The sequence below is a fragment of the Nostoc sp. NOS(2021) genome (assembly GCF_017115025.1).
Classification (GTDB): Bacteria; Cyanobacteriota; Cyanobacteriia; order Cyanobacteriales; family Nostocaceae; genus Nostoc.
Genome location: NZ_JABXKM010000099.1, coordinates 38,275 through 64,263 on the forward strand (window position 1 = coordinate 38,275; position 25,989 = coordinate 64,263).

The following is a 25,989-nucleotide window of genomic DNA, read 5'->3' on the forward strand; positions in this document are numbered from 1 at the left end:
GTAATAATCAGAACTCGGACTTCTTGTAGGCAATCTGAGGATTGCTATAGTATTTATGTCCTGCCATAGCCATAGCTAAAAATCCCCAAAGAATCATCCCTGCGACGCTCAACATGCCGCTACCAATAACTAACTGTGCAGAAGAACTGATACCAATGGCGCGGGCAGCACTGACAAAACTATCAAAACGACCTTCACCATAGCTGCTAACACTAATAATTAACAAAATTAATCCACCCATATAAAAGATGGCTCCAAACCAACCAAGGGTGAAAAACATATCTAAAATGCCACTATCAATTACCACTACTTCAATTTGACCAGTTTTTTCATTGACCTTCCAAATATTTCCTAAGCCGTTACCTAGACCATTAGAAAGAGCTAAACCAAGGTTTTTGTCGTAACTTCCCGATCTATCTTTAAAGCTGCCATCTTCTTGAAGATTAGAAAAAGTTTGCAAACGGGCTGCTAAAACCCCAGAAATTGGCTGAATAGTTGCTAATGGCACAACACAAATTGCCATCACCACGATTATGGTGATTAAGCGCATTTGAATCTGGGCCTTGACTGAACCCATAATCATAATTATTCCAAATAACCAGCCTCCCCAATTAGTACGTGCTTGTGTCAACAGGAAGGACAAGTAACCAACAGCTGAAGCTGGAAAAATTAAGTTTCCTGAACTAGTAAATAACAACAGTAAACCAGCTTGCATGACAGAACCAAAGGGGCCGACTGAGTGCAATGTACTCCAGACGCGCATCCCGAAAGGCACAGGGTTTCCAGAACTCATGAATAATTTTGATTGTATAAGCCAGTACCTATCCCACTCAGGAGCTACCACGAATTGATATACGCCATAAGTTCCTAAAATCAACACACACCAGAGGAATGTTCGCTGAAAGTTCTGGCGATAGCTGGGATAATCTCGCCAGTTTATAAATAAGTGAAAAGCGAAAATGATCGGACTGAGCCAATCCATCAATCCGCGTGCTACAGGGATAGGTGGATTGTAAATCAGACCGATTAGAAAGCCATAAAACACTCCGATAAAAGCCAAAACAAACGGCAAAGCCCCTTGGCGAGAGGCGCGGGGAAAGTGTCTTAAGAAAGTTCCTATGGTTACAAACACCACTAAATAAGGTGCTATGAGCATTTGACGGGTAGGGTCCCAGCCCACCCGATAGTCAACTAAGCGGGTAGCTAAGGGCGTGAGAAACCAGATCCACCAGGTAAAACTGATGTAGAGAATGGGATGCCGCAAGTATAAAAATACGCCTACTATTAAAGCTGTTACCGGGTAAATTAGGCGCAATGCGGCAGTAGCACCAGCAAAATAGCAAACTACAGTTAGTAGTATAAAGCCTGCGATCGCCATCCAACCCTGTTGCGATCGCTCTTCAGGAGAATAGCTTTCTTGTAAAAAACTATTGAAAAGTATCTGCTTAGAATTCATTCAATTTTAGACGCGCATATAAATTTGGCTGCTTGAAAGAATATTCGTAGGTTGGGTTTCGTTCCTCAACTTATGCAACTGAAACCCTGATTTTTAGGTAGGGGCAATTCATGAATTGCCCCTACCGCGTGTAGTTTTGCGTCAGTCCTATTAGAGAAGAAATTGAATTCATTATGAATTATGAATTATGAATTATGAATTGTTTATATCCTTGCCAACGCCCACGCCAGGATGCTAATAACTTCTTACCAGCCAACTGCCCTTGGCTAGGTAAAAATCTCAGCCATTGTACTAAACCTAAACTATCGCATGTACCCACGAATACTGCCCAGAATAAAAATACAATCCGGCGGATAAATGGCAGATGCTCTAATAAAACTAAGGTTTCATTATGGACTAAATTAATAAAGGCAATTTCATTAAAGTTATTTCGCTGATCTTCATCAAAACGTTGTGCCGGATAGTGATCTACAGCAACGTTAGGATCATAAATTATCTTCCAACCAGCCCGCTTTAATGCCAGAGTAAATGCCATTTCAAAGTGTACCTGCGCTCCTGCACCACGCATCCGCTTATCAAAGCGTAATTGCCCGATTGCTTGGGTACGAAAACTCATATTTACACCTTTGAGAACATCGACTTCACGAGGTTCTCCTACTCCCAGATGATGGTTGCCAATCACTCGCCCAAACCACTGCAACTGTCCGACTACTAAACGGGATTCGTCTTCTAATTTGCTGCCGTGGTGTATCCAATCACGTCCTCCCAGACCGCCGAGACGACTATCACAGGTAAAGTAAGCGGCGATGCGCTCTAACCAATCCGGGTGGGGAGCCGCATCATCATCAGTAATAGAAACAATATCGCCCTCCACTGCTGCTAGTCCGGCGTTGAGGGCTGCTACTACCCCCGGTTGTGTCACTTTCACAGTATGCAGTGGCAGTTTGTGTGCGTTGAATTGGGCGAGAAATTGCCAAGTTTCTGCATCTGTATCGCGGACAACCACTATCACCTGATCAACAGGTTTAATTTGCTCCTGTAGCGCCAAAAGGCAGCGTGAGAGGTCTTGTGGACGGCGATAAGTCGGTATGAGAACGGTGTTCCGCATTCTTGCTTAACTCCTCAAATAGATCCACATAAGTTTGTGCCATCGTAGTCCAGCTATATTGTTCTGCCACAGAGCGAGCAGCTTGACCCATCTGTTGCATCACGGCATCTACACTCACCAAAGACATCAACGCCAGAGCTAAAGCATCGATATCATCTGAGTCAGGTAAGACGATGCCACATTCTGGTGTCACTAACTCTGCACCTCCGGTAGCTGTGGCAGTAATTACTGGCAGTCCTGAAGAAAGTGCTTCTAACAATACGAGGGTGCAAGCTTCGTATCGGGAAGGAAAAACAAATAAATCTACTGAGCGCATAATTTCGGCGATATCACGTCGATATCCGACAAAATGCACGCGTTTACTTAACCCTAATGATGCTGCCAGTTGTGGGAAAGGGCTACCTTCGATATGACCGACCACCGCCAAATGTAAATCGGGAACTTTCACCAAGGCGTGCAACACTGTATCTAAATTCTTTCTAGGTGTGCGGATGTCTCCGGCGAACAGTGCTAGGGTAACGTTTTCTGGTAAACCTAATTTTTGGCGATGCCTACACCGGGCTAGGCCGGAGCTTTCACCAGGGGCAAACTCTTCTAAGTCAACGCCATTGACAATTACGCGAATCCGAGAACGCGGTACACCAATGTTGACTAATTCCTGAGCTACCTTTTCGGATACAGCTACGACAACCTGCGCTTTTTGGAAAGCCTGTTTTTCCCAACGGGCATTAAAAGCCGTAAACAGCCATTGGTAGAAACCATACAAATCGCGGCGGTTGCGGGAAATATGAACAGGCGATCGCAACCATGAACTGTGGACAAAATGTACAGCATTCACATCAGCCGCAGCCAGATTAATTGCTCCATTGATTTTAACTAAATCAATGCCAGAGCGATTTTGACGTAACCAATCTGCACTTTTTTGGGCAAATATGAAATTACGAACAAATTCTGTAGGATAGCCTTTGACTGGAATTTTAACCCAATCAACTTGACTATTGTCTTCTAGTTCTGGTGCGACTTCACTAGCTAATAATGTCAGGTGATGACCACGACGAATTGCTTCTTGAGCAACTTCGTAATTTACCCGACCTTGACCATCACCTTTTTTGATTTTATGGGTAACAATACAAAGTTTCATACACTACCTTCCTTAATAATAAAATCTCAGGCAAAGGCGGAAAGTAAGAATTAAAAATAATCTTATTCTTATTCTCTCTGCGTCTCTGCGGTTAGTTAAAAAAATTACTTTCTACAACTCAAAGAATACTGTTATATTATTCTGATATTTTCATTAACTTACTGGCTAAAAATCGGGGAGCAAAACTAAGACTAAGTGCGGCAATAGTTCGCAGATTAAACTTTTGTTTTTTCAATGCCTGCCAAAAATAAGGACGTGCTGCTGCCATCTGTTCACTTCGTAGCAAACCAATTCCCAAAGTTGTATTAGCTTCCAACCATTTCTGTTGAAAATATGTCCTAAATTCCTGTAAACGAGCGTCTTCCATAAAGACTTGATAACAAAACATTTCGCTTTTAGCTTTGCGGATTTTTGCTTGCACATCTCGACTACCACTGAGCATAGTATCAGTTTGCTCATGGGCACGATATCGCGTCAATCTTTCTGGATAGTAGTAAGCACCATAACCAGATATACAGCAAATATAGGTTAAATATAAATCCCACATACCGCCAACTTCTGAGGGAATACTATCCCAATTCACAAAAATATTGCGGATCACACAAGCTGCCGCAGTCGGTATACTTTTATCTATTAACCCAATTTTATAGAAAGGTTGATGAATTCCTGGTGTTAGTTTATCTCGCTTGTAACCGCGTGTATTTTCTTCAGTTCCAGCATCCTTAATTATGCCATCTGCATCTATGATATATTGGTCACAAAAAGCGAGAATTAACTCAGAATTTGCTTCTAGTGGTGGTACAAGCTTTGCTAAAAAGTCTTCATTCCAGATATCATCATCATGGAGACTAGCAAGATATTTACCTCGCGCCATTTTGAAGGCGTGTTGCTGATTAGCTAACATACCTACATTTTGCTGATGTCGCCAAAATCGGATGCGTAAATCACTAAAAGATGCGACAAGTGCTTGGGGGTTTTCTGAACTACAATTATCAGAAATAATAATTTCAATGTTTAGATAGGTTTGTTTTATAGCACTAGCGATCGCTTGCTTGAGATACTTTGGTCGATTATAGGTGGGGATAATAACGCTAACTAAAGGTTGTTGGTATTCTTGATGCAATGACATATTTTTCTCCCTTTATATTTCATAGGTAAAAGATGCACTATTTGATGTTTTGACTAAACTAAACTTATTTAGCTTGAGGGATGCTATATCTATATAAACTTTTCGCTCTAGAAGGAAATTCAGCTATTGTTTTTGCATAAATTGTTCGCAGATTTTTTACATGAGTATCCATTGTAAATTCCTTCATCAATAAAGCATGACCTTGTTCACCCATATATCGGCTTTTTTGATTATCTATATACAACTCATTAATGGCATCAGTCAGCTTTTGGATATTATTACTTGGAACAAGAATACCCGTTTCTCCATCTCGTAAATGTTCTGGAATCCCTCCGACTGCACTACCAATTACAGGTCGATAACGAGCATAAGCTTCTAGAGTTACAAGACCGGCAGGTTCAGGCCAAACACTGGGAAAGATGACTGCAAAACACTGTTGATAAAGTTTATTTATTTTATTGCGATCGCACCAACCATGCCAAGTGATCCGGTTATTCAATCCGAGGGTGTTTGCTAACTTTTCTAACCGTGGTCGTTCCCAGCCTTCACCTGCGATATCAAGTTGAATTTGTGGGTCTGTATGTATTAAGGTTTTGAGTAACCATTCCAGACCTTTATCAGAAACAATCCGTCCCGCAAACAAAATTCTATGATTTTGGTGGACTTCTAAACTTAGGGGTGCAGTTGCTATTTGTGGTATAGAGATTCCACAGTGTAGCGTTACAGTTTGTTCTGGGGGTACACCATTTTGAATCAATTGTTGCCGCACATATTCGCTATTAGCAATGAAAGTAATTTTTATCTTTTTTAAGACATCTAAAAAATGATGAGTAGTTTGAAGTTCTTTAAGAGTTCTTAATGGTTTACGGCTACCACATTTATCTACTAATTTACCCCGGATACAACCTAAGTAAGAGAAGTTGCGATCGCAGATTGTCCGCTGCTCTGCTAAATATTTTGTGCCACTAGGACAGTAGAATGAGTGATTATGAACGCTGAATATGGTAGGACATTCGCCTGTAAGCTGCAATAGCAAATCTGGGCTGTGAATGTGCAGCAATTTGAACTGGCTTTGATCTACATTATTGAGCGATTTTATCACGCGATCGCTAACATCATGTGGTCGATGTTCAAACAGAGAAGCTAAATAAGTTTCAACACCTCCGCCTTCACCTACCTCAAAATTAGAGCATTGGTAAATCAGGTCTTGATCAAATATTTTCTGGTACATGTTTTCCGTTATTGTTCAGCAATACCATTTCACCAAATCCCTGATATAGATACATAGGTAGTGGCGTAGAGATGTACGTCCCTACAGCCGATTTATCTGTTGCAAATATTTGGGAAAATTGATTTAATTTTAACTAAATTTTGGATATTGTTTCTAATCTGATTGCCTTACTTCATACTGCATCTGATGATATTTCCACAGCTTACCTTTGAGTTCTAAAAGTTCTTGATACTTACCTTGCTCTACTATCCGTCCGTGTTCTAAAACTACAACTTTATCTGCTTTAGAAATGGTAGAAAGACGGTGAGCGATCGCAATAACTGTTTTACCAACAGATAGCTTTTCTAATGAATCTTGAATTAAGCGCTCAGATACAGAATCTAAGGCGCTAGTTGCCTCATCCAAAATTAAAATTTCTGGGTTCCGCAGTAAAGCACGCGCAATCGCAATTCGCTGTCTTTGTCCTCCAGATAACCGGACACCCCGATCTCCTAATTGGGTATCAAAACCTTCGGGCATTTCCAAAATAAATTCTAGTGCATTTGCTAGTTTAGCAGCTTCTTGAATTTGCTCATTAGTGGCTTCTGGAGTCCCGTAAGAAATATTTTGCCAAACATTAGTATTGAAGATAAAAGTATCCTGACTGACGACAGCTATTTTGCGACGGAGGGAGTTAATTTCAAACTGCCGGACATCAATTTCATCAATGTAAAGATATCCATCTGTAGCATTATAAAATCGGGGAATTAAATCAGCAAGGGTTGTTTTCCCAGCGCCAGATGCTCCGACTAATGCCGTCATTTTCCCCTTTTCAATAGTCAGGGTAATATTATGTAGCACTAGATTTTTATCATCATAGCCAAAATCTACAGAGACTAAATCTATTGACCTTTTTAAACCTTTAAACTCAACTTTGCCATTTTGAAAGTAATATTTATCATCGCTTTTCAACAGATTTTTAATGTTGTCTGCTGAACCATGTAAAGTGCTGAGATATGCTCTCGTGCCATTAATATCTTGAACAAATGGTATGAAGCGAAATAGCACAAAGAAAAAGGTTAGCAAAGAAGCAACTTGTAGTGTTCCGTTGGTAACAAGGCTAGTGAACGCCAAAATAATCATTCCGATCAATACCGTAGTTGCTACACCTTCGGCAATTGGCTTAACAAGTGTCCAAGTGAACACAACTTTCGTTGTAGTACTTATTACCTTATCGCTAGCTTTGTAGTAACGCTGACGCTCAAATTCTTGGGTACCACACGAGTGAACAGTGCGAATGCCATTAATAAATTCTATGGCTGTTGATGTAAAATTAGCATTAGCAGTTGTCATGCCAAAACTTGATTCTCTGACTCTAGCGTTCAGATTAGACAAGCCTACACCTAAAAGTGTAAATAGTAATGCTGATATCAGCGTCAGTTGCCATGATATCAAAAACATTGATATTAAGTAGACAAAGGTTGTTAGTCCTCTAGTTACTAAAAATGCTGCGCCACTGAAACCCTGTCTGATCCTTTCGATTTCTGTGGTAATTGTGTTAATTAGTTCACCAGAACGAGTTTTGGCAAAGTAACTTAACGATAAGGATTGTAACTGTTCAAAAATTTGTTTACGTAAGCGGTCGGCAAGATGTAGTTGAGATAATTCAGTATAGACTTGAGAAAAATAATTGAAGGTGGCACGTAACCAAGTACTTAATAAAATCAGCAAAGATACGCGATAGAGACGATTAATTGCCGATGTCTTAGCTCCCAGAATCCAAATATCAAACCAGCCTATTCCTGTTTGGACAGGTTGAGCATTAGGACTGGTTAAGCTTTGCAAAAAGGAAAGTAAAAAACCAATACTCACACCTTCAAAAGTTGCCGCCAGAACCGAAAATATTAGAGCTAAAATTGCAATTTTGCGAAAGTGTTTAAATTCTTGTAATATCAAATAGTTTTCCTGCCAGAAGCTGGTAGCTTTGAGCAGATTACCGAGTGGTTGAGGAAGCTTGAAATGCATGGATTTTTCTAACAATAATTTTGCATGTAATACCAATTACCTGTGAGATTGCATAGAACAAGTTGCTGTTGCTCAGAGCAAGTTGTCTCACCAAGCCTGATTTTGTGCAATTTCACAAATAATTGGTTTAATAATTTTGAATTTTGAATTCTCAAAGTGTTTGGCTATCCAGATGTAACAGGTGAGACTGTGCCTCTACTTCCCATGAAGCCGTAATTTCTGGTAGTTTATTTAGCTGTATTGCATCTTCCAAAGTCCAACAACAAGATCCGGTCAAACTCATGTCACCCCGCAGCACATTAAATAACTGTGGTAAATTGTCAAGACCGTATTTATGCATCCAACGCCCTAGCGGTGTGATGTTGTGCTTTGTAGTTGTGCAAAACCTCATCGCCCCAAAGAGTTTACCCCGTTCTCCAACACGCCACTCACGAGAAAAAAGTGACCCTGGCGAGTAAGCCTGCATTAATACAATCAATCCCAACATGACTGGACTTACTAATAGCAGCAAAACGAAAGCAGCAATCCAATCAATTAGTCGTTGTAATTGTCTCCAGGGTTGGTTAGGTAGTTTATTGCCAGCAGGTATGCTTAGGAATATTGGTTTTTGAGCTTCTTCACATGCATCTGCCCAAAACCTGAGCAAAGCCTCACCCAATTTTGGATCTATGCTTACCAAACTTACAGGAGAATGTTGTAAGCATTCTACTAGCGATCGCTTACTATCTAATGAAGGCAGATATGGTTGTTTAACTCGTCCAGGCGGCTTCACCAACAGCTTACCCCGTCGCCACTGGAGTGTGCAGTACTCAGAGCGATTACCTTGGTGTTGCTGGGTTAGATCATATAAATTCTTTGAAGTTGGAATTATTGAAGCTGTCATATGTCTTTGGGATTATACAGGAGTGAATTGCTGAGGAGTTATCAAAGGCTATCAATGCCAAAGACCCAAATCCGCATCTTGTTGTAAGTCCAAAAAGTTGGAGATATTCGTAATTCGTAATTATGTCATGTCCGCCTAATCACTTGTAGGGTTCTCGCTTGGATGCAGTACAGTTTTGACCTCTCTCCAAACCTCTCTCGTAAAAGGAGAGAGGCTTTGAGTCTTACTCCCCAACGCTAGTAGGGGAGCCAGTGCGTTGGGCGGCTCTGCCGACTTGTCCCTTGCGCGTCTCCCCTTCTCCCAAAGGGAGAGGCTAGCGCCAAGGGAGAAGCACCTGGCGTAAGGGGTTGGGGGTTAGGTCTGTATTGGACTCAACTGCAAACTGCGATATTAAAAAACTCTCCGCATCAGTCTAAACAATGAGTCTTTAAGCGAACATGATCTAGTCTGAAACAAAGCTACCTGTGAAGTTGGGGGTCTTAAAACCTATGCTTAATTACGAGCAACTTTACTATTAATATTCATGGGCAAATCATGATTTTCCGGAAACTACTGACAGTAGAGAAGTGTAGAGGGAAATTACCCATGAATCTATATCTACGTTTAATTACGCTGAGGTGTTCATTGTGTCGATAGATTTACCAAAACCAGTCCACTCTTGTCTTCTAACCTTTTTGGAAGTGCTTTAATCTCTAGAATATAAGACTATGTAGAAATAGCGATCGCTCAAATAAATTCTTTATTTACTCTTTAAAGAGCCAGTGATTTCTCTGATAATCCATAAAGATAGCATAAATATACTGAATTTTTCCTGATCGCAACAAAATTAAATTTTGATTATTACCTCGTTCCCAGTCGGAGACTGGGAATGCCTATTTTGAGGCTCCGCCTCCCTGACTCGCGGCAGAGCCGCAATGAGGAGCATTTCCAGCCAGAGGCTAGAAACGAGAAAAATGCAAGATCCCCGACTTCTCTAAGAAGTCGGGGATCTATCATCTAGCGGTACTAGCTATTTTTCCACAGCTTGGCGTAGAGCTAATTGCTGTTGTTTGATATTGGGTACGTAATTAATGCTAGAGTTTGATACACCATTAGCTACAACCCCAATCAGATTTAACTTACTTAACATGGCTGTCGCTTGAGTCAGCTGACTTCGGGTCACAATACCAATGCTTGCCACCATGACCACGCTACGACAAGATGATGCGGTAAGCATGGCATCCACCAAGCCGAGAACTGGGGAAGCATCTATGAGTACCAAATCATAGTTTTCCTCAAATGCTGCCATTAATTGCATCATCCGAGGGGAACTCAACAGATTAGCTGGGTCGGCAGGTTTGGGGCCAGCAGTCAAAATATCGATGTAGGCGGAACCTGAGTATTGAAGACTAATTTGGTTGGGTAGAGTTGCATCACTAGCCAATAAAGTTGAAAGCCCCTGTTCATTAGGAAGATTCAGTTGTTCGTGCAGACTGGGATCACGTAAGTTGGCATCAATTAGCAACACCTTTTTGTGTAAACGGGCAGCACTCATTGCCAAACCCAACGCCAAGGCTGATTTACCCTCATCGGCTAAAGCTGAGGTGATCATCAAAGATTTTAAATTAGTAACAGTATTTAAAAGTTCAATGTTTTTGTAAATCAGATCCAGCGATTCCCAACGCGGTGGAGATTGCAATACCTGAATTGTCCAGGGAGCGAGAACTTCTGGCTTACCAAAAGGCAACTTGATCATTGATTCTTTAGGTTTGGCTGGCGGTAACTTGGGAGTTGTTCCCAACAACGGCATGGCCATTTGCTTCTCTAACTCAGCAGTGGTGTGAACTGCATCATCAGCCGATTCCCGAATAAAGGCAGCAATGCCTCCTAACATGAACCCAACCACAGCACCTAACAGCAAGTTCTGCTGGAGATTGGGGCCTAATTGTCCGCCTTTTTGAGGTTCTTCTACAACTTCCCAATTAAATCCACCCTTGGAAAGTTCTTGCCGCAATTGCTGTTCTGCTCTTAAAAGCTGCTCTAATCTTTCACGACTAAATTGCAACTGCGGTAGCATCCGATTGTAATAAGCCAACAGAGGCGGGAAGCGTTTAATTTCAAGACGCAGCTCGTTTTCTTTCTGAGCCAAAGTTTGATCGCGAGCAGTTAAAGCAACTATAGTGGTCTGCGTTTCTACTAGCTGACCAGCAAGGCTGAGATCAATTTGCCCAAGCTGTCCTCGTTCGAGAAGAGAATCTCCCGAAGTGAATCCACCATTAGACTTTCCGCCTAAAGTTCTTCCTACCTCTTGTTGCAATAATTCCTTCTGGCTCTGAAGCTGTTCTTTGAACTTTTGCACACTCGGAGTTTGATCTGTAAAGCGTAAGCGTTCCTGTGCTAGTGCGAGTTCGGTTTTTTGGATTTCGTTCAGTAAGCCTTGATAGCGAGTAGACTGACTCAGACGAGAAGCAACTAGAGCATTTTGAGGAGAACGGTTAAGTTGTTCTTCTAAAGATTTTTGACGTGCTAAAGCTTCCCCATATTGAGCGCGAGTTGTCTGTCTTTCTTGGGCAATATTGTTCAAAGCTGTCTCAATCGCTTTGGCCTGTGACTCTGGATCAATTAAGTTCTGATTTCTGCGAAACCTTTGTAAATTTGCCTCAGACGCATTTACCTCTTCACTGGCTTTACTTAACTGTTCCCTGATAATTTGCAGACCTTTTTGTAAACGCGAATTCTGTTGATCTTTGTTATATTCCACATAAACTTGTCGAATTGCACTCAGAACTTTTTGTGTCTTTTCTGGATTTCCAGCAGTGTATTCCACTTGAAAGATTTTAGTAGCGACATTATCTTCTTTGCTCCTTAATTGAGTTAAGACCAAAGAAGCTTTAATCTCACTTGAACTTATATCTGGATAATCAGACTGAAGTTTATCAACTGCTTTTTGGATCAGTCCCGAACTCTGCATCAAGTTAAGCTGGGTTGCAGTATCTATAACCACATTAGAGTCAGTAAACTGGTTGTCTAACCCAGCACCTTCTGTCTTACCTTGATAGTTAGGTTCTACTAGCAGTTGCATTGAACTTTTATAAGTAGGTTTTGTCTTAAAAGTTACCACACCAGCAAGAGCGATAGAAGTAATAAATACTGCCAAAAACCAAGGAAATCTCCGTATAAGTACTGCAAATATTTGTCCGTAACCTAGTTCACTTTCAGAAGCTGGAGTTAAATGAGGATTTAGACTAGTTTGAACCACTTTTATTATCCTTGTCTTTTCTACGAAAGGCTATGCCAACGAGACTTACGCTAAGAGATTCTCCGAAGAATACCTATTTTTTTTAACAAACCGCCAAGAGGAGAGAAAATAAATAGGTAATCTTATAGTGGAAAGAGATTCAGAAATCAAATGAATAATTGATGCACGCCACAAGCTTGGTTAATAATTTGCTCAACTTTCCCAAAGAATGCTTTCTCTGAAAAGTTTGCTACTGCATGATTACGGATGCGATCGTAATCCCAAGAAATGCCCTTGGCTTCTAGTAATGCAATTTGTAAGGATTCGGGTGTTTGCCTTTTGAAAAAGACTCCTGTTTCACCTAATATTTGAGTATCTAATACTCCACCTGCTCCATAGGCTATGACTGGTGTGCCACTAGCATTAGCCTCTACTGGAACTAATCCGTAGTCTTCTAGGGCTGCGACAATAATAGACTTGGCTTTGGAAAACAAGTCTTTGCGGGTTCTATCACTTACGTGTCCCAAGAACTCAATATTTTGTAATGCTTTGGATTTTAACCGTGCTTGTTCTGGTCCGTCACCTGATATTAATAACCGCCATCCTAGCCAATTGAAAGCTTCCACTATTATATCAAGACGCTTATAACTGATCATCCGGGCTGAGGCCAGATAATATTCATCTTTTATATCTGAAAAAAGAAATTTACTAGTATCAATTGGATAGTTCACCATCATTGCCTTTTTGCCATAAATATTTTCAATACGGCGGGCAACAACACTGGAATTAGCAATATAGAGGTCAGGTTCCTGTGCATATTTCAGGTCTACCTTTCTCATTACTTGGAAAACTTGTTCGATTAAAGGAGCAAAATATCTATAGTCTCCGTACTCTCTTAAATAAGTTGCTGTATCCCATAAGAAACGGGTGACATTATGGCAAAAACAAATGTGGCGGGCATTGGGGTTTTTTCGCACTGCTTTGGCGAAACTGGTGCTACTGCTAATAATTAAATCGTAGTCTTGCAGATCCAAGGCACGAAAGGCAGGAAAATATAGAGGAGCCATCGACCTGAAATATTTTGCTGCACAAGGAATCTTTTGCAAGAAAGTTGTATTAACTATGCGATCGCCTAGATCAATAGTTTTTTCTGGATCGTACAAAGATGTGAAAATATCTGCTTCAGGATAGCGCTTACAAAGCAGTTCAAACACACGCTCTGCCCCACCTCGCTGGGTTAAATAATCATGGACTAGAGCAATTTTCATGAATTTGACCTAAAGTTTCGATCAGGTTTGTTTGAACGCTCCCCAGCAAGTTACTATCAACAACTTTAGTGTCCCACAGTTAAATCGGCGGTTAGAAACCGCGTCTACACGAGGCTTTACCCACCTCCGTGGGTTAAGAACCCTTGATTTTGTATCAGTCCGCGCAGGCGGACGAGAGTTTGTGTAGCCGCGAATTCTATTCGCCCTGACTCTACGCCCCTACAGTCAATTCATTTCTTGCAAATATTTTTGGAACCGATATTAAGGACTTCCAACAAATAAATTATCCAATCTTGTGGGGTGGGCATCTTGCCCGCCTTTGGCTATGGGCTCTCGTGTCGCCCACCCCACAAGAAGTAGTTGAGTATTTTTTTATTTGTCAGTCCCTTACCCAACTGCTACCAAGATTTTTTCTGGGGCGAAATAAGTGTTTTGCTCAGTTCGTAGTTGGTCGCATAGTCTGCCTTCCGGTAGTTCTACATCCTCGTATGTGAGGACTTGATCTTTAGAAATATCTCGTTTTAGGCGACACCCTTCAGCTAAACCAATTGGTAGGAGATTTTGCTGTTGGACGATATCGGAATTCTCACATTGTCCGTAGGTCATGTAGTAGCCGATGCCATCTAAGGTTTCTCCTGCTTTCAGGTCGATTTTGGCGGTGGTGACAACATCTACTAGCGGGCCTGCTAATGGAGACATGACGGCATCACCGAATAGGACAGCACGCGCTACGGACAGGGGAACTTCAAAATGACAGAGGTGATAAGGAGTATAGAAGCTGTAAAGAGGGCCTTCGCCTAATTTGTATAAGTTGAGATAGTGGCGTTGCTTGGGGTCGTCATGAGTGGCAAATACATATACGCCTGGGCCAGGTTTTGCTCCAACTACATAATCGACAATGCCGCCCAGTTCCTTGAGTTGTTCAACATCATATAACTGGGTCATTTCATCGACATAACCGTTGAAGTCATATCCCAGCATTCCCCGTTTGGCGACTTTCATCCCTGTGGCATTGGCAACGATCGCTTGCTCAAAGGAAATTTTGGTTCCATCGGCAAAGCTAGCCACCATGTGAGGCTTTTGACCCCAACGTTTAGCAAATCCTTCCTGGGTAGTGGGATTGCGATAGGGGTCTTGGAGTCCTTTAATGTTACCGCATAATAACGGAGTTAAACCAATGCTTTTCACAAAGCGGTAAAGGTTCATTTGTACCCCTGGCTGATCACCATCACAAGCGCTGAGAATAACGCCTGCTTTGTCGGCATACACTTTCAGGATGGGGCCAATGGTGCCGTCGAGTTCGGCATTCATCATGATCACATGCTTGCAATGAGCGATCGCTTCCATGACGATCTGAGCGCCAAATTCCACTGCACCTGTGACTTCGATTAATGCATCAATGCCCTCAGCCCGACACAGTAACTTAGCGTCTTCTGTGACTGCATATTTACCGTTAGCGATCGCATCTTCTAATTCGCTGACAGTTGCAACAACTTGAATATCTTCAATTCCGGCTTCCGAATAAGCTTGTTTAGCTGCCTCAATCTGGCGATTGGAGATAGCTACTAACTCCATTCCTGGCACGGAGTTGACAATTTGGTTGGCAATTCCTCGACCCATAAAACCAGCACCAATCATTCCCACTTTGATAGGATTTCCTGCTGCTGCACGGGCTTGTAAGGCGCGATCGATAATAATCATGAACTAAACTCCTTTTTGGAACTGTTTATTGTGATACAAATTCTCGATAATTTTGCACTTAATAATTTGTTACAGCTAAATATTAAGTACATTTTCACGGGAAATTGCTGGCTCGTCTACATGAGACTTAACCCACCTTTCCTTGCGGAATGCTACGTGAAGGTGGGTTAAGAACCCTTGATTTTGTATTAGTCCACGGAGGTGAACTTGGTTTGTATAGCCAAGCTAGTGCGGTCTTCTCTACGAGACGCTGCGCGATGGGGGTTTCCCCCATGAGCAACTGGCGTGCGATTTCTAATCGCCAGCGTCAAGTACTAACTAGCTGTTTGCTAGATGCTATAGAAGCAGTCTGTTTTTTCTGGCTGTGATTTTCGATAATTTGCTCCACAGCATTTCTGTAGGCTTGGGCAAACTTTTCTTTGGTATGATTTGCTCTTGCATATTCCCATGCCTTATTAGACATCAGCTTTAGGTCTTCAACAGGCAAATTGGAAATATTTCTAACTTTCGCCTTAATTTCTTCAAGGGAAAGATTCTCGAAAATCACACCAAAATCATGAACATCCACACCAGATTCATAGCTCAAAATCGGAATTAATCCGGCTTGCAAGCTAGTTATTACTGCTCCTGCCTGTCCTTCAGAAACGGAAGGATAAACAAGTCCCAAACAATTATTTGTAACCTTTAAAAAGTCAGGGCTGCTAACATCAATCCAACCATAGGTGTGAATGTTGGGTGTTTCATACAGTTCTTTATAGAAAGCTTGCTCAAATTCTTTGTCGTTACTTACCGGGCCACAAACTGTTAAATGGTATTCCGGCATTTGGGCAAAGGCATCTAAAACTAAGTCTAATCCTTTGAGGACTAAAGCACTACCACCAAACCACAGAAAATTCTTTCTTACCGCTTCAAAGTCTTTCTCGGCGGGAGAGGGATAAACGAGTGACGAAGAAATAGGAATACGATACATTGGTTTGTTCGCATATTTGAATGTATCAACTGTGAAATTGTTGCCTAATACGGTAGCATAATCGGCATATTCAATTCCCAAGTTGGGCGTTTCAAATCGCTGTGGACGTAGGGTAATACCTTTGCGCTGTTGGAGTTCTAGAAGTCTGTTGCATTCAGCTGCATTGCGAAACACCATATTAGCAATGTCAACGTGGAAAATCTTGATGCAATCTTTATTCAGTTTTGGTGCAAGCGCTTCTAGACGATGACGGATATCAATGAAAAATGCGTAGTCTTTTTGAGGAACGAATTTATCATTGTGGAATTGGATAACATCAACGTTATAGCCCAGGTCTAAAAAAGTTTGGGCGATTAGTAGACATTCCCAATTCCAACTCTGGTCATTGGGGATAGGCTGACCTGGTTTTATGAGAAATGGTTCAATCCGATAAGAAAGAAGTACATTTCCTTTGGAAGGCTGTTTAGGCTTCAGGGAAACAACCTGTAAGGTCTTAGCGTAATTGATGCGAGCTTGGACTTTTTTGGAGACGAAAGAGATAGTATTTTCGACACGAGATAGAATATTATTTGCCATTTTTTCTACCTATATTAATGATTTTGCTCTCACATAAAAGCGCAGAGAAAGAGCCTATAGTTATCTGGAAGCTGTACCGCCAACAGTCATCATTCTCAACAAAGGCCAATTTAAATCTTTCTCAGATATTTCAGTCACATCTAGAGGCCAATCAATATTAAAGAATGAGTCGTCATAGCGTAAACCTCTTTCATACCCTGGCGTGTAAAATTCACCCACTTGATATACGACTTCAGTCTCATCAGTGAGTGCTTGATAGCCATGAGCAAACATTTCTGGAACATACAAGGCGCGGCGATTTTCTGGAGTTAGTTCTACACCAATGTGTGATAAGAAGCTAGGAGATTCAGGACGCATATCAATAATTACGTCATAAATTGCGCCTTTAGTACAGCGAATTAATTTTGTTTCTGCTGCTGGAAGAATTTGATAATGCATTCCCCTGAGAGTGCCTTTTTTGTAGTTAAAAGACAGGTTACATTGAGCAACTGTTGGCTTTAATCCGTGTGCTTCAAATTCTTGAGCGCAAAAAGACCGAGCAAAAAAACCACGGTGGTCTGGCTTTTCTTCTAAGTCAATAATGAATGCATCTTTGAGTGCGGTTTCGGTGAAAATCATATAATTCCTTTGAGATTAATGTTGAGTACAGAAAATACTTGCTAACTGCTTAGTGTTTGCGCCAGAAAATAACAGTAATGAACGGGGATTTAATAACCTACGAAAGGGTACTAAGTCGAAACTTTAACTGTATCTGATGAAGAACGTAACTCTGCTCTGGGATAAGTATCATCCCAGTATTGGGTGCAGAGGTCTGGTCGTTCGGGAGGGTTGGCGGTGTAACAAAAGAATAGCGCTGATCGTTCTTCTGTGCGAACTCTGCCGTGATGCAAAGCATTTTTCGTATCTACAAGAATGACTGTACCTGCTGGGCCTGGGCAGGATTTCCAAGCTGATTTGGGGATGACTGGTTTTACTTCTTCATCATCGATACCCAGATAGCCTGACTTCCAAAGTTTGTAATAAAGTCGAAAATAATTCCAACTAAATAGGGAAGTTAAAGAGCGCGGAATGTATTCAAAAGGCCCAGCTTTTTGTTCTACATCATTCAAGTAAATAAAGATTTTGATAATGCGACGGTCTTCTGCATCGCTATGCCATAGTAATGTCCCAAACTGATGTTTGCTCTTGAAATCCTTGCGTAAATGTACACCATGAAAAGCAACAGGAAGACCAATATAATTTTCGATGATATTGAGCAGTCTTTTCTCTATCGCCCAAGCATAAAATTCTGGTAAAGCTGTAACTGTGGAAATTTGTGGTAACTTTTCATCTAGATGGTCGTTGTTGGGATTTTCCATCTGAGACAATTGATGGTAAGCAGCTTTGAGCAGTTCGGAGCTAGAGTTTAACCCTAAATCTGCCAATGTTGTGACGCAAACGCCATCTTTTTTGAGAGCATTAAGGATGTTGCGATCGCATCCTTCCAATGCTGGCAAATTTCTGCTATGCTTCAACCGAGATACGTAGTATTCAAAGTCAGAAGACAGTGTAGATATTTTGCGTTTAATTGCACTAAACATGTCGTACATCCCTTCTAGTTTTGATGTATATTTGTAAGTAATTTAGTAGCTTATGGCTTATAGCTTTGCACTTCTTGAGTAGATATTTCACTTGATTCTGCTAATCCTAACTCTTTACAAACCATCACGTCAAAAGCACACAAACTGACTAAAGCCAAAAATGGAACTACTGTTTTGATGGCGGACATAGGCCATCTTCTTAAAGCACCTAAGAAAACTTTTAAATTGACTTCTTTACCGTTCTGCAAAAGCATCCGCCTGCAAAACTGCTTAGAATATCCATTCTCTTCCAGTTTCAAAATCACTTCGGGTATGTGTTTGTATTGCATTAACAGTGCAGATTTTGGTTCTTTCTGCCAATAACTCACACCAACAACACATTCCAAATAAGTTTCTTTAGTGACAATTACACTACCATTAGCAGCACAATATCCAGCTAAATATGCTAAAGATATCCAGTTATTCTCAGCGTCTTGCCAATTTTGTAAAGCGCGTTTTACTAGGTCAGTCCGGTAGATTGTAGCAGTCAGAAAAATAACTGCACCGACACTTTTTGATAAACAATGTTCAAATATAGCTTTACCATCACCATCACCATCTTCACTATCTATATCAAACCAGCGATTACCAACAATTTTTGGTGGATGAACTGGTTCACCAGTAATTTGGTTCCGACCGGAAAAGTTGAGGAACAATAATGATAAATCTTCATGCTGCTTGAGTTTGCTAATCACATAAGCAATGGCTCTATCTTGAATTGGATCATCATCACCAATTGTCCAAACATATTTTGTTATTGTAGAATTTAGGCAATACATAATATTTTTGACTACGCCTAAATTCTTTAAATTTTTATTTGATTTAAATGTAATATTGCTAAGTGTTCCTTGCCATTTTTGGATCACCTCCTGAGTATTATCTGTTGAACAATTATCAGAAACTAAAATTTCACAGTCATCTTCAAAACCTTTAATAGCTTGAGCCAGCCATGCTAACTGTTTATCAAGTAACTTAGCACGATTATAAGTCGGTATAGCAATGGTCAGTAATTTATGCATGGTAATAAATAGTAGTCAATAAAATTGGTATATAAGTGGTTATCGCCAAGAACCAGTGTTAACAGGAATTTGGCAATTAACACACTAAATTATCGGCTAGTCTCTAGTTGCTTGGGTGGAAAAAGAATTGCCCAAGCTGATATGCTTAACAAACGCAGGTAAGGAATAAATATCTTTATTGTCAAGAAAGGCCAACGTTTTAAAGCACCTAATAAGATTTTCAAGTCAGTTTTTTGTTGGAAATTCTGCCAAATCATTTCCTGACAAAATTTCTGAGGATATCCTACCTTTAGTAGTTTTATATAAACTTCAGGTATGTAAGCATATCGCATTCTAAAGTTCCATGTTGGGTCAAGATCCAAAAGACTAGCGCCCATAGTACATTCTAAATAAGTGTCTTTAGTGACAATGATACTTCCATGAGCAGCGCAAAACGCAGTCCAATATGCTTGAGATGCCCAATTACTAGTAGCAGATGACCACTTTTGTAAAGCTTGTTGTACTATATTTGTGCGATAAATTGCTGCTGATATAAAAAGTACACCACCAAAATTTTCGTTCAGATAACCTTGGAATACAGCTTTACCATCAACTCTTGGCTCGTCGTTATCACTATTTAACCAGCGTTCTACAATAAGTTGACCTGTTCGTTTTTCGCGACCAGAGAAGTTTAAAAACATTAGCGCTAAATCTGAATGTTTTTTTAGTGTTGTTAACACATAATCTAGAGTTCTCTCCTGAATTGGATCATCATCACCAATTGTCCAAACATATTTACTAGTTGGGGTTTTCAAACAACAAGCAATATTAGCCATTACCCCGATATTTTCACTATTTTTGTTTGACGTAAATCTTACATTACTAAGAATTATCTGCCACTTTTTAATGACTTCATGAGTATTATCTGTAGAGCAATTATCAGAAATAAAGATTTCACAGTCAGACTCAAACCCTTTAATAGATTTAGCTAACCAAGTCAGTTGTTTATCTAGAAGCTGGGCACGATTGAATGTAGGAATGGCGATAGTAAGCAATTTATTCATATTAAACTCAACTCTGTAGTTAATAAGAACCAGAACTAACAACAGCTTAGTAATTAGCAAGCTGCTTTCCAGTCTAATTTTTTATGCTTTGGTGGCAGAAACTTTATCAGAAATGCGCCTTTTAATTATTATTTAAATATTGTCTATCATCATCACAACAATTAAATAATTAGTAATAAGAGGCATTTCCTTGCTTCTGTTTAGTAATTACGACGCTATTAAAAGCCTATCAGGAATAGGAGATGGATAAATTTTTACTTCAGGAATTGGCACTACAAACTGTCCCCCCCACTCACCAATAAATGCCATTTGTTCCATAATTTCCTCCTTGAGATTCCAAGGTAAAATTAGGACATAATCTGGTTTGGTTTCGCGGATTTTGTCTGTTTCAAAGATGGGAATATGAGTTCCAGGTAGAAATAAGCCTTGCTTGTAGGGACTGCAATCTACTGTGTAATCGATAAAATCTTTACCAATCCCACAGTAATTGAGCAACGTATTACCTTTGGCTGGTGCGCCATAAGCAGCGATTGATTTACCTTCTGCTTTAGCCGTCAAGAGAAAATTTAATAGCTTGTGCTTTGTTTCTTTGACTTTTTCGGCAAATGTAATGTAAGTCTCTATCCGATGCAGTCCAGCAGCAATTTCTTTTGCTTTCAGATGGCTAACTTGTTCACTAATACTAGGATTCTCAGCGTGGTCATGTTTGGCATAAATTCTTAGTGAACCACCATGAGTTGGTAATTCCTCTACGTCAAAAAGTTGCAAGTTGTGTGCTGCAAAAATTTTTTCGATAGCGAGGAATGAGAAGTAAGAAAAATGCTCATGATAAATCGTATCAAACTGATTTTCTTGAATGAGTTGTAAAATGTGAGGAAACTCCATCGTCAAAATGCCATTGGGTTTGAGGATGAGTTTGATCCCAGCGATGAAATCGTTTATATCGGGTACATGAGCTAAAACATTATTGCCTATTAAAAGGTCAGCTAATTTTCCTTGTATTACGAGTTCTTTGGCAGTTTCAACTCCAAAAAACTTGTTGATACTAGGAATGCCTCTGCCTTGGGCAACCTTGGCGATATTTGCTGCTGGTTCTATTCCTAAAACTGGGATTCCCTTTTCTAAAAAATATTGCAGTAAGTAGCCGTCGTTGCTGGCAATTTCAATAACTTGATTATGATGATTAAAGCCAAACTTTTCTACCATCATATCGGTGTAAGCTTTAGCATGTTTTAGCCAACTTACCGAGTAGGAAGAAAAGTAAGCATAGTCACTGAAAATGTGATCTGGAGTTTCAAACTCTTCTAATTGAACTAAGAGGGTATCTTCAGAGACATAAGCATGGAGAGGATAAAATTTTTCGGCATTATTTAGCTGTTCTGCCCTAAGATAAGCATTGGCTAAAGGTGACATTCCTAGATCAATAAAAGTTTGATGCAGAGGTTGACCACTGAAACGACATTTTGCGATCGCCATAATTTTCAACTCACTGATTGTAAATAATTGGATGGATGAAATAAGTCCGAATCAAATATTATTAATTTCGTAAATATTGATGTTATTAGTGTGTAATTTTTGATTTCATAGGTTCGTAGTTTGCACTTTAGTGCTAAAGCAAAAACTACGAATAATTCCTCTGATTAAATTATTCTTTACACACTAATCGCAAACTTTAGTTACTTTTTATTCCAGAAGAAATCTTTGTCAATTTGCTCTGTACGAATCAGATACTCTAGCTGTTTTAAGCGGGTAAATCCTCTAAACAAGAAGGTATCTTCAGCCATATGTATTTGACTGAATAAATCAAATAGCTGCTGGGCACCAAGTCGGGCATTCCAATCACATTTAAATCCGGGTAGGATTGTGTTGATTTTCTCGAAGGATACCCGATAGCTGCGGTTATCTGCGCCGTTGTCACCAAAAGACAATTTACAATCTGGGAAAATATCAGCAATAATTTCCGCGATTTCTTTGACGCGATAGTTGTTTGCGGTATCTCCGACGTTGAAGATTTGGTTATGTACAATGTCCCGTGGTGCTTCTAAGGTGCAAACTATTGCTTTGCAAATATCCAGTGCGTGGACTAATGGCCGCCAAGGTGTACCGTCACTGGTCATTTTGATTTGTTTGCTAGTCCATGCCAATCCTGCTAAGTTGTTTAAAACAATATCAAAGCGCATCCTGGGAGAAGCACCAAAGGCTGTGGCATTCCGCATAAAGGTGGGAGAGAAGTCATCATCAGCGAGTGGTCTGACATCTCTTTCTACCAGAGTTTTGCATTCTGCGTAGGCTGTTTGGGGATTAATTGGGGATTCTTCTGTGACATCATCTGCGGTAGCAACACCGTAGACACTGCACGAAGACATATATACAAAACGACGCACACCCATAGCCTTAGCCAGACTAGCCAGACGAACTGAACCTACATGATTAATTTCGTAGGTAATATTAGGTGCTAATTGTCCGGCTGGGTCGTTGGAGAGTTCCGCCATGTGAACTATTGCTTCGACACCTTCCAAATCTTCAGGGATGATGTTGCGGATATCTTTGTTGAGGGTTTTGGGTGTTACTCCACTAGGGTTGTACAGCCAACCAACTTTATAGAAACCGGTATCTAGACCAATAACTTCATGTCCCCGTTCAATTAATAGAGAAGGTAATAACGAACCAAGATAGCCTTCTGTGCCAGTTACTAATATTTTCATTGTGGTTAATGCCTTTGTATTGATGAGTTAAATTCTTCGTTTAGTAGGGTCGCACAGATGTGTGACCAAAGGAACCGCTATAGCGTTTTTCGTTTGTATGCAATAGCTCGACCTCACTTCCATTCCTCTCTCCTAAGAGGAGAGAGGCTTTGAATCTTACTCCCCTTCCCTTGCAGGGAAGGGGTTGGGGGTTAGGTCTGTATTGGACTCAACACAGAAGCGCTATATCTGAATCTGCTAACAGTCATGACGTAGTTACTAAAACCTTTTGCCGGCTTACCCATTGGGTAGCAGCACTCTATAACGGTTCTTAATTGATGCACTACACTTTTTTCTTGTGGGATGGACATCTTTGCCCGTCCCTTGTATTTTCAGGCGAACAAGTCACCCCACAAGATTCATTCCCTAATTCAGCAGTTCCGGAAATAACAACTATCTATCTATGCAGTTACTACATTATCTAGATGCGAGAGTTGGGGAATTTGAGTGACTAGCGCTTTGCCAATTTCTAGAGAAGATGTGGCAGCCGGAGAAGGAGCATTGCAAACATGAATGGAGTTTTGACCGGAAACAATCAAAAAGTCGTCTACAAGCTTGCCATCGTTCATTAAGGCTTGAGCGCGGACTCCTGCATGGGTGGGAACTAAGTCTTCTGCTTGGACTTCGGGAATTAGTTTTTGCAAACTTCTGGTGAAGGCTGCTTTACTAAAGGAACGAATGATTTCTTGGATGCCTTCATCAGCGTGTTTTGCTGCCAATTTCCAGAAACCAGGATAGGTGATGACTTCAAGAAAATCCCGCAGGTCAAAGTCGGTTTTTTTGTAACCTTCGCGTTTGAACGACAGAACCGCGTTTGGCCCTGCATGGACGCTACCATCAATCATCCGGGTAAAGTGGACACCCAGGAAGGGGAAATCTGGATTGGGAACTGGGTAGATTAGTGTTTTGACCAGATAGCGTTTTTCTGGGGTGAGTTCGTAGTATTCTCCCCGGAATGGGACAATTTTTGCTTGGGGTTCAACTTGACCTAGTTTGGCGGTGCGATCGCTATGCAATCCAGTACAATTAATTACAAAGCGTGTTTCAAAGCTACCGTTGTTTGTTTCCAGTACCTGATTTTTATCACTTGGGGAGATTTTCAAAACTTTTGTATTCAGGTGTAAATCCCCACCCTGCTGTTGAATTAGCTGGGCGTATTTAAAACAAACTTGCTTGTAATTAACAATACCAGTTGAGAATACCCGAACTCCACCTACACATTTTACGTGAGGTTCAATTTCCTTGACTTCTTCGGGGCTGATTCTCTGGACTTCTATGCCATTGTCTAAGCCGCGTTTGTAGAGATTTTCTAAGCGTGGTAGCTCTTGTTCTTCAGTTGCAACAATTACCTTACCACAAACTTCATGCTCAATTCCATGCTCTTGACAAAACTCTACCATAGAGCGAGAACCATCACGACAAAATTTAGCTTTGAAACTCCCTGGCTTGTAGTAAATACCAGAATGAATCACCCCGCTATTATTGCCGGTTTGGTGAAATGCCCATTGGCTCTCTTTTTCTAGTACTAAAATACGTGCATTGGGATAGCGTTTTCCTAAAGCCAACGCTGTCGATAGTCCAACTATTCCCCCACCTATAATCGCAAAATCATACATTAGTATTATTGTACTTGTAATTACAGTAAATCTATGAAGTCATTTGTCATTTAACTCCTGACTCCTAACTCTGCCAATTTTAGATTTTGAATTTTGAATTTTGGATTGAAAGAAAAATCTAAAATCTAAAATCTAAAATTGAATGACTCCTAACTCTTCTTTTACCAAACTTTCCAAGGAGCCTGACTGTTCTTCCATAGCCCCTCTAGATAGTTTTTATCGCGTAAAGTATCCATCGGTTGCCAAAAACCATCATGTTTAAAAGCAGATAGCTGTTCCATATCAGCTAGCTTTTCTAATGGCTCTTGCTCCCACACCGTAGAGTCATCAGCAATTAAGTTGATTACTTCTGGTTCTAACACAAAATAACCGCCATTAATCCAAGCTCCATCACCTTCAGGTTTTTCCCGAAAGCTGGTGATTTTAGTTTGCTCATTTCCTAAGGAAATGGCTCCAAAACGTCCGGCTGGTTGAACGGCTGTGAGTGTTCCTAATGAATTTTGTTGTTTATGAAACTTAACTAGCTCGGTGATATTAATATCACTTACACCATCACCATAAGTGAAGCAAAAAGTTTCATTACCAACATGTTCGCTGATTCGCTTTAAGCGTCCGCCTGTCATTGTATTATCACCCGTATTTACTAAGGTGACACGCCAGGGTTCAGCATAACCAGAATGCACGTTCATCTGGTTAAATCGCATGTCAAATGTCACATCTGACATGTGTAAAAAGTAGTTAGCAAAATACTCTTTAATTATGTAACCTTTGTAACCACAACAAATGATGAAGTCATTAATGCCGTGGGCAGAGTAAGTTTTCATTATGTGCCAGAGAATTGGCTTACCACCAATCTCAACCATCGGCTTGGGTCTGATACTAGTTTCTTCACTGAGGCGTGTACCAAGCCCTCCAGCCAAAATCACCGCTTTCATGCAATTACCTCGGAGATTTGTAGGGATATTATTATTTGACTTTATCGACATGAAGAGGATGCACTTAGATAGAGAAAAATTGATTTCTGATTTCTTTTTCTCCGTCAACAATCTAACTGTAATTTTCGGCAAAATTATGAAGGAAATATAAATTAAAATCTTTTCTATATAAAAGCTCTATGAATATCTATAAATACGGAAATAAATTACTCAATCAAATAAAAATATTACCTATAAAATAACTAGGATTAGCGCCAGCTAACCCTAGTCATGCTTGATTTCTGAAATCAAAATCAATAAGATGTCAGTAACAAAACTTACTTGTTTTT

General features: G+C 40.4%; 20 protein-coding genes. 1 reads left to right on the plus strand and 19 read right to left on the minus strand.

Going from position 1 to position 25,989, the window contains the following annotated elements; genetic code table 11:
• Window positions 1-7: 7 nt before the first annotated feature.
• From HWQ41_RS12150 to HWQ41_RS12190, 9 genes are all read right to left on the minus strand, one after another.
• A complete protein-coding gene (locus HWQ41_RS12150; protein ID WP_292762994.1) occupies window positions 8-1,456 on the minus strand; it encodes an O-antigen ligase domain-containing protein in 1,449 nt (482 codons plus the stop codon).
• A gap of 178 nt (window positions 1,457-1,634) precedes the next feature.
• Window positions 1,635-2,564 carry a glycosyltransferase family 2 protein gene (locus HWQ41_RS12155; RefSeq protein WP_292762995.1) on the minus strand — a complete coding sequence of 310 codons (930 nt, stop codon included), beginning with the start codon at window positions 2,562-2,564 and terminating at the stop codon, window positions 1,635-1,637.
• Window positions 2,482-3,705 (minus strand): glycosyltransferase family 4 protein, encoded by a 1,224-nt coding sequence (locus tag HWQ41_RS12160; protein ID WP_292762997.1) that lies wholly within the window; start codon window positions 3,703-3,705, stop codon window positions 2,482-2,484. The genes HWQ41_RS12155 and HWQ41_RS12160 overlap by 83 nt, the downstream gene beginning before the upstream one ends.
• A gap of 136 nt (window positions 3,706-3,841) precedes the next feature.
• Window positions 3,842-4,834 (minus strand): glycosyltransferase family 2 protein, encoded by a 993-nt coding sequence (locus HWQ41_RS12165; protein WP_292762998.1) that lies wholly within the window; start codon window positions 4,832-4,834, stop codon window positions 3,842-3,844.
• A 64-nt stretch (window positions 4,835-4,898) separates the two neighbouring features.
• Window positions 4,899-6,065, minus strand: coding sequence for a glycosyltransferase family 4 protein (locus tag HWQ41_RS12170; protein ID WP_292763000.1), 1,167 nt, complete (start codon window positions 6,063-6,065; stop codon window positions 4,899-4,901).
• A gap of 153 nt (window positions 6,066-6,218) precedes the next feature.
• A complete protein-coding gene (gene hepA / locus HWQ41_RS12175) occupies window positions 6,219-8,069 on the minus strand; it encodes a heterocyst formation ABC transporter subunit HepA (protein WP_292763003.1) in 1,851 nt (616 codons plus the stop codon).
• Between the two features lie 151 nt (window positions 8,070-8,220).
• Entirely contained in the window at window positions 8,221-8,952 is a 732-nt protein-coding gene (gene hepC, locus HWQ41_RS12180) for a heterocyst development glycosyltransferase HepC (protein ID WP_292763007.1), read from the minus strand.
• A 1,009-nt stretch (window positions 8,953-9,961) separates the two neighbouring features.
• The gene (locus HWQ41_RS12185) at window positions 9,962-12,190 is read right to left on the minus strand and encodes a polysaccharide biosynthesis tyrosine autokinase (RefSeq protein WP_292763009.1); all 2,229 of its coding nucleotides are present in this window, start codon (window positions 12,188-12,190) and stop codon (window positions 9,962-9,964) included.
• Window positions 12,191-12,336: 146 nt separating this feature from the next.
• Window positions 12,337-13,437 (minus strand): glycosyltransferase, encoded by a 1,101-nt coding sequence (locus tag HWQ41_RS12190; protein WP_292763012.1) that lies wholly within the window; start codon window positions 13,435-13,437, stop codon window positions 12,337-12,339.
• Between the two features lie 31 nt (window positions 13,438-13,468).
• Between HWQ41_RS12190 and HWQ41_RS12195 the strand changes: the two genes are divergently transcribed.
• Window positions 13,469-13,624: a hypothetical protein gene (locus tag HWQ41_RS12195; protein WP_292763014.1), complete on the plus strand. Its 156-nt coding sequence runs from the start codon at window positions 13,469-13,471 to the stop codon at window positions 13,622-13,624.
• 200 nt (window positions 13,625-13,824) lie between these two features.
• Here HWQ41_RS12195 and HWQ41_RS12200 read toward each other — a convergent pair whose 3' ends face one another.
• From HWQ41_RS12200 to rfbF, 10 genes are all read right to left on the minus strand, one after another.
• Complete coding sequence (locus HWQ41_RS12200; protein ID WP_292763016.1) at window positions 13,825-15,138, minus strand: Gfo/Idh/MocA family oxidoreductase; 1,314 nt, start codon at window positions 15,136-15,138, stop codon at window positions 13,825-13,827.
• 307 nt (window positions 15,139-15,445) lie between these two features.
• Entirely contained in the window at window positions 15,446-16,684 is a 1,239-nt protein-coding gene (locus HWQ41_RS12205) for a glycosyltransferase (protein ID WP_292763018.1), read from the minus strand.
• Between the two features lie 60 nt (window positions 16,685-16,744).
• Window positions 16,745-17,302, minus strand: coding sequence for a dTDP-4-dehydrorhamnose 3,5-epimerase (gene rfbC / locus HWQ41_RS12210; RefSeq protein WP_292763021.1), 558 nt, complete (start codon window positions 17,300-17,302; stop codon window positions 16,745-16,747).
• A 110-nt stretch (window positions 17,303-17,412) separates the two neighbouring features.
• On the minus strand, window positions 17,413-18,264 hold the full coding sequence (locus HWQ41_RS12215; protein ID WP_292763023.1) for a phytanoyl-CoA dioxygenase: 852 nt from the start codon (window positions 18,262-18,264) through the stop codon (window positions 17,413-17,415).
• 50 nt (window positions 18,265-18,314) lie between these two features.
• Window positions 18,315-19,322, minus strand: a complete 1,008-nt coding sequence (locus HWQ41_RS12220) for a glycosyltransferase (RefSeq protein ID WP_292763026.1) — start codon at window positions 19,320-19,322, stop codon at window positions 18,315-18,317.
• 89 nt (window positions 19,323-19,411) lie between these two features.
• A complete protein-coding gene (locus HWQ41_RS12225; RefSeq protein ID WP_292763029.1) occupies window positions 19,412-20,365 on the minus strand; it encodes a glycosyltransferase family 2 protein in 954 nt (317 codons plus the stop codon).
• Window positions 20,366-20,572: 207 nt separating this feature from the next.
• A complete protein-coding gene (locus HWQ41_RS12230) occupies window positions 20,573-21,841 on the minus strand; it encodes a class I SAM-dependent methyltransferase (RefSeq protein WP_292763031.1) in 1,269 nt (422 codons plus the stop codon).
• A 200-nt stretch (window positions 21,842-22,041) separates the two neighbouring features.
• Window positions 22,042-23,070, minus strand: coding sequence for an NAD(P)-dependent oxidoreductase (locus tag HWQ41_RS12235; RefSeq protein ID WP_292763033.1), 1,029 nt, complete (start codon window positions 23,068-23,070; stop codon window positions 22,042-22,044).
• Window positions 23,071-23,510: 440 nt separating this feature from the next.
• The gene (gene lhgO, locus HWQ41_RS12240; protein ID WP_292763036.1) at window positions 23,511-24,725 is read right to left on the minus strand and encodes an L-2-hydroxyglutarate oxidase; all 1,215 of its coding nucleotides are present in this window, start codon (window positions 24,723-24,725) and stop codon (window positions 23,511-23,513) included.
• Window positions 24,726-24,886: 161 nt separating this feature from the next.
• Window positions 24,887-25,660, minus strand: coding sequence for a glucose-1-phosphate cytidylyltransferase (gene rfbF / locus HWQ41_RS12245; RefSeq protein ID WP_292763038.1), 774 nt, complete (start codon window positions 25,658-25,660; stop codon window positions 24,887-24,889).
• Window positions 25,661-25,989 lie beyond the last annotated feature (329 nt).

Bases quoted from the DNA above. Each gene is read 5' to 3' on its own strand.
- rfbF (WP_292763038.1), bottom strand. From the start codon at position 25,660: ATGAAAGCGGTGATTTTGGCTGGAGGGCTTGGTACACGCCTCAGTGAA.
- lhgO (WP_292763036.1), bottom strand. From the start codon at position 24,725: ATGTATGATTTTGCGATTATAGGTGGGGGAATAGTTGGACTATCGACA.
- hepA (WP_292763003.1), bottom strand. From the start codon at position 8,069: ATGCATTTCAAGCTTCCTCAACCACTCGGTAATCTGCTCAAAGCTACC.
- HWQ41_RS12165 (WP_292762998.1), bottom strand. From the start codon at position 4,834: ATGTCATTGCATCAAGAATACCAACAACCTTTAGTTAGCGTTATTATC.
- HWQ41_RS12215 (WP_292763023.1), bottom strand. From the start codon at position 18,264: ATGTTTAGTGCAATTAAACGCAAAATATCTACACTGTCTTCTGACTTT.
- HWQ41_RS12190 (WP_292763012.1), bottom strand. From the start codon at position 13,437: ATGAAAATTGCTCTAGTCCATGATTATTTAACCCAGCGAGGTGGGGCA.
- HWQ41_RS12170 (WP_292763000.1), bottom strand. From the start codon at position 6,065: ATGTACCAGAAAATATTTGATCAAGACCTGATTTACCAATGCTCTAAT.
- HWQ41_RS12200 (WP_292763016.1), bottom strand. From the start codon at position 15,138: ATGATTATTATCGATCGCGCCTTACAAGCCCGTGCAGCAGCAGGAAAT.
- HWQ41_RS12160 (WP_292762997.1), bottom strand. From the start codon at position 3,705: ATGAAACTTTGTATTGTTACCCATAAAATCAAAAAAGGTGATGGTCAA.
- HWQ41_RS12150 (WP_292762994.1), bottom strand. From the start codon at position 1,456: ATGAATTCTAAGCAGATACTTTTCAATAGTTTTTTACAAGAAAGCTAT.
- HWQ41_RS12230 (WP_292763031.1), bottom strand. From the start codon at position 21,841: ATGGCGATCGCAAAATGTCGTTTCAGTGGTCAACCTCTGCATCAAACT.
- HWQ41_RS12235 (WP_292763033.1), bottom strand. From the start codon at position 23,070: ATGAAAATATTAGTAACTGGCACAGAAGGCTATCTTGGTTCGTTATTA.
- HWQ41_RS12220 (WP_292763026.1), bottom strand. From the start codon at position 19,322: ATGCATAAATTACTGACCATTGCTATACCGACTTATAATCGTGCTAAG.
- HWQ41_RS12225 (WP_292763029.1), bottom strand. From the start codon at position 20,365: ATGAATAAATTGCTTACTATCGCCATTCCTACATTCAATCGTGCCCAG.
- hepC (WP_292763007.1), bottom strand. From the start codon at position 8,952: ATGACAGCTTCAATAATTCCAACTTCAAAGAATTTATATGATCTAACC.
- HWQ41_RS12205 (WP_292763018.1), bottom strand. From the start codon at position 16,684: ATGGCAAATAATATTCTATCTCGTGTCGAAAATACTATCTCTTTCGTC.
- HWQ41_RS12155 (WP_292762995.1), bottom strand. From the start codon at position 2,564: ATGCGGAACACCGTTCTCATACCGACTTATCGCCGTCCACAAGACCTC.
- rfbC (WP_292763021.1), bottom strand. From the start codon at position 17,302: ATGATTTTCACCGAAACCGCACTCAAAGATGCATTCATTATTGACTTA.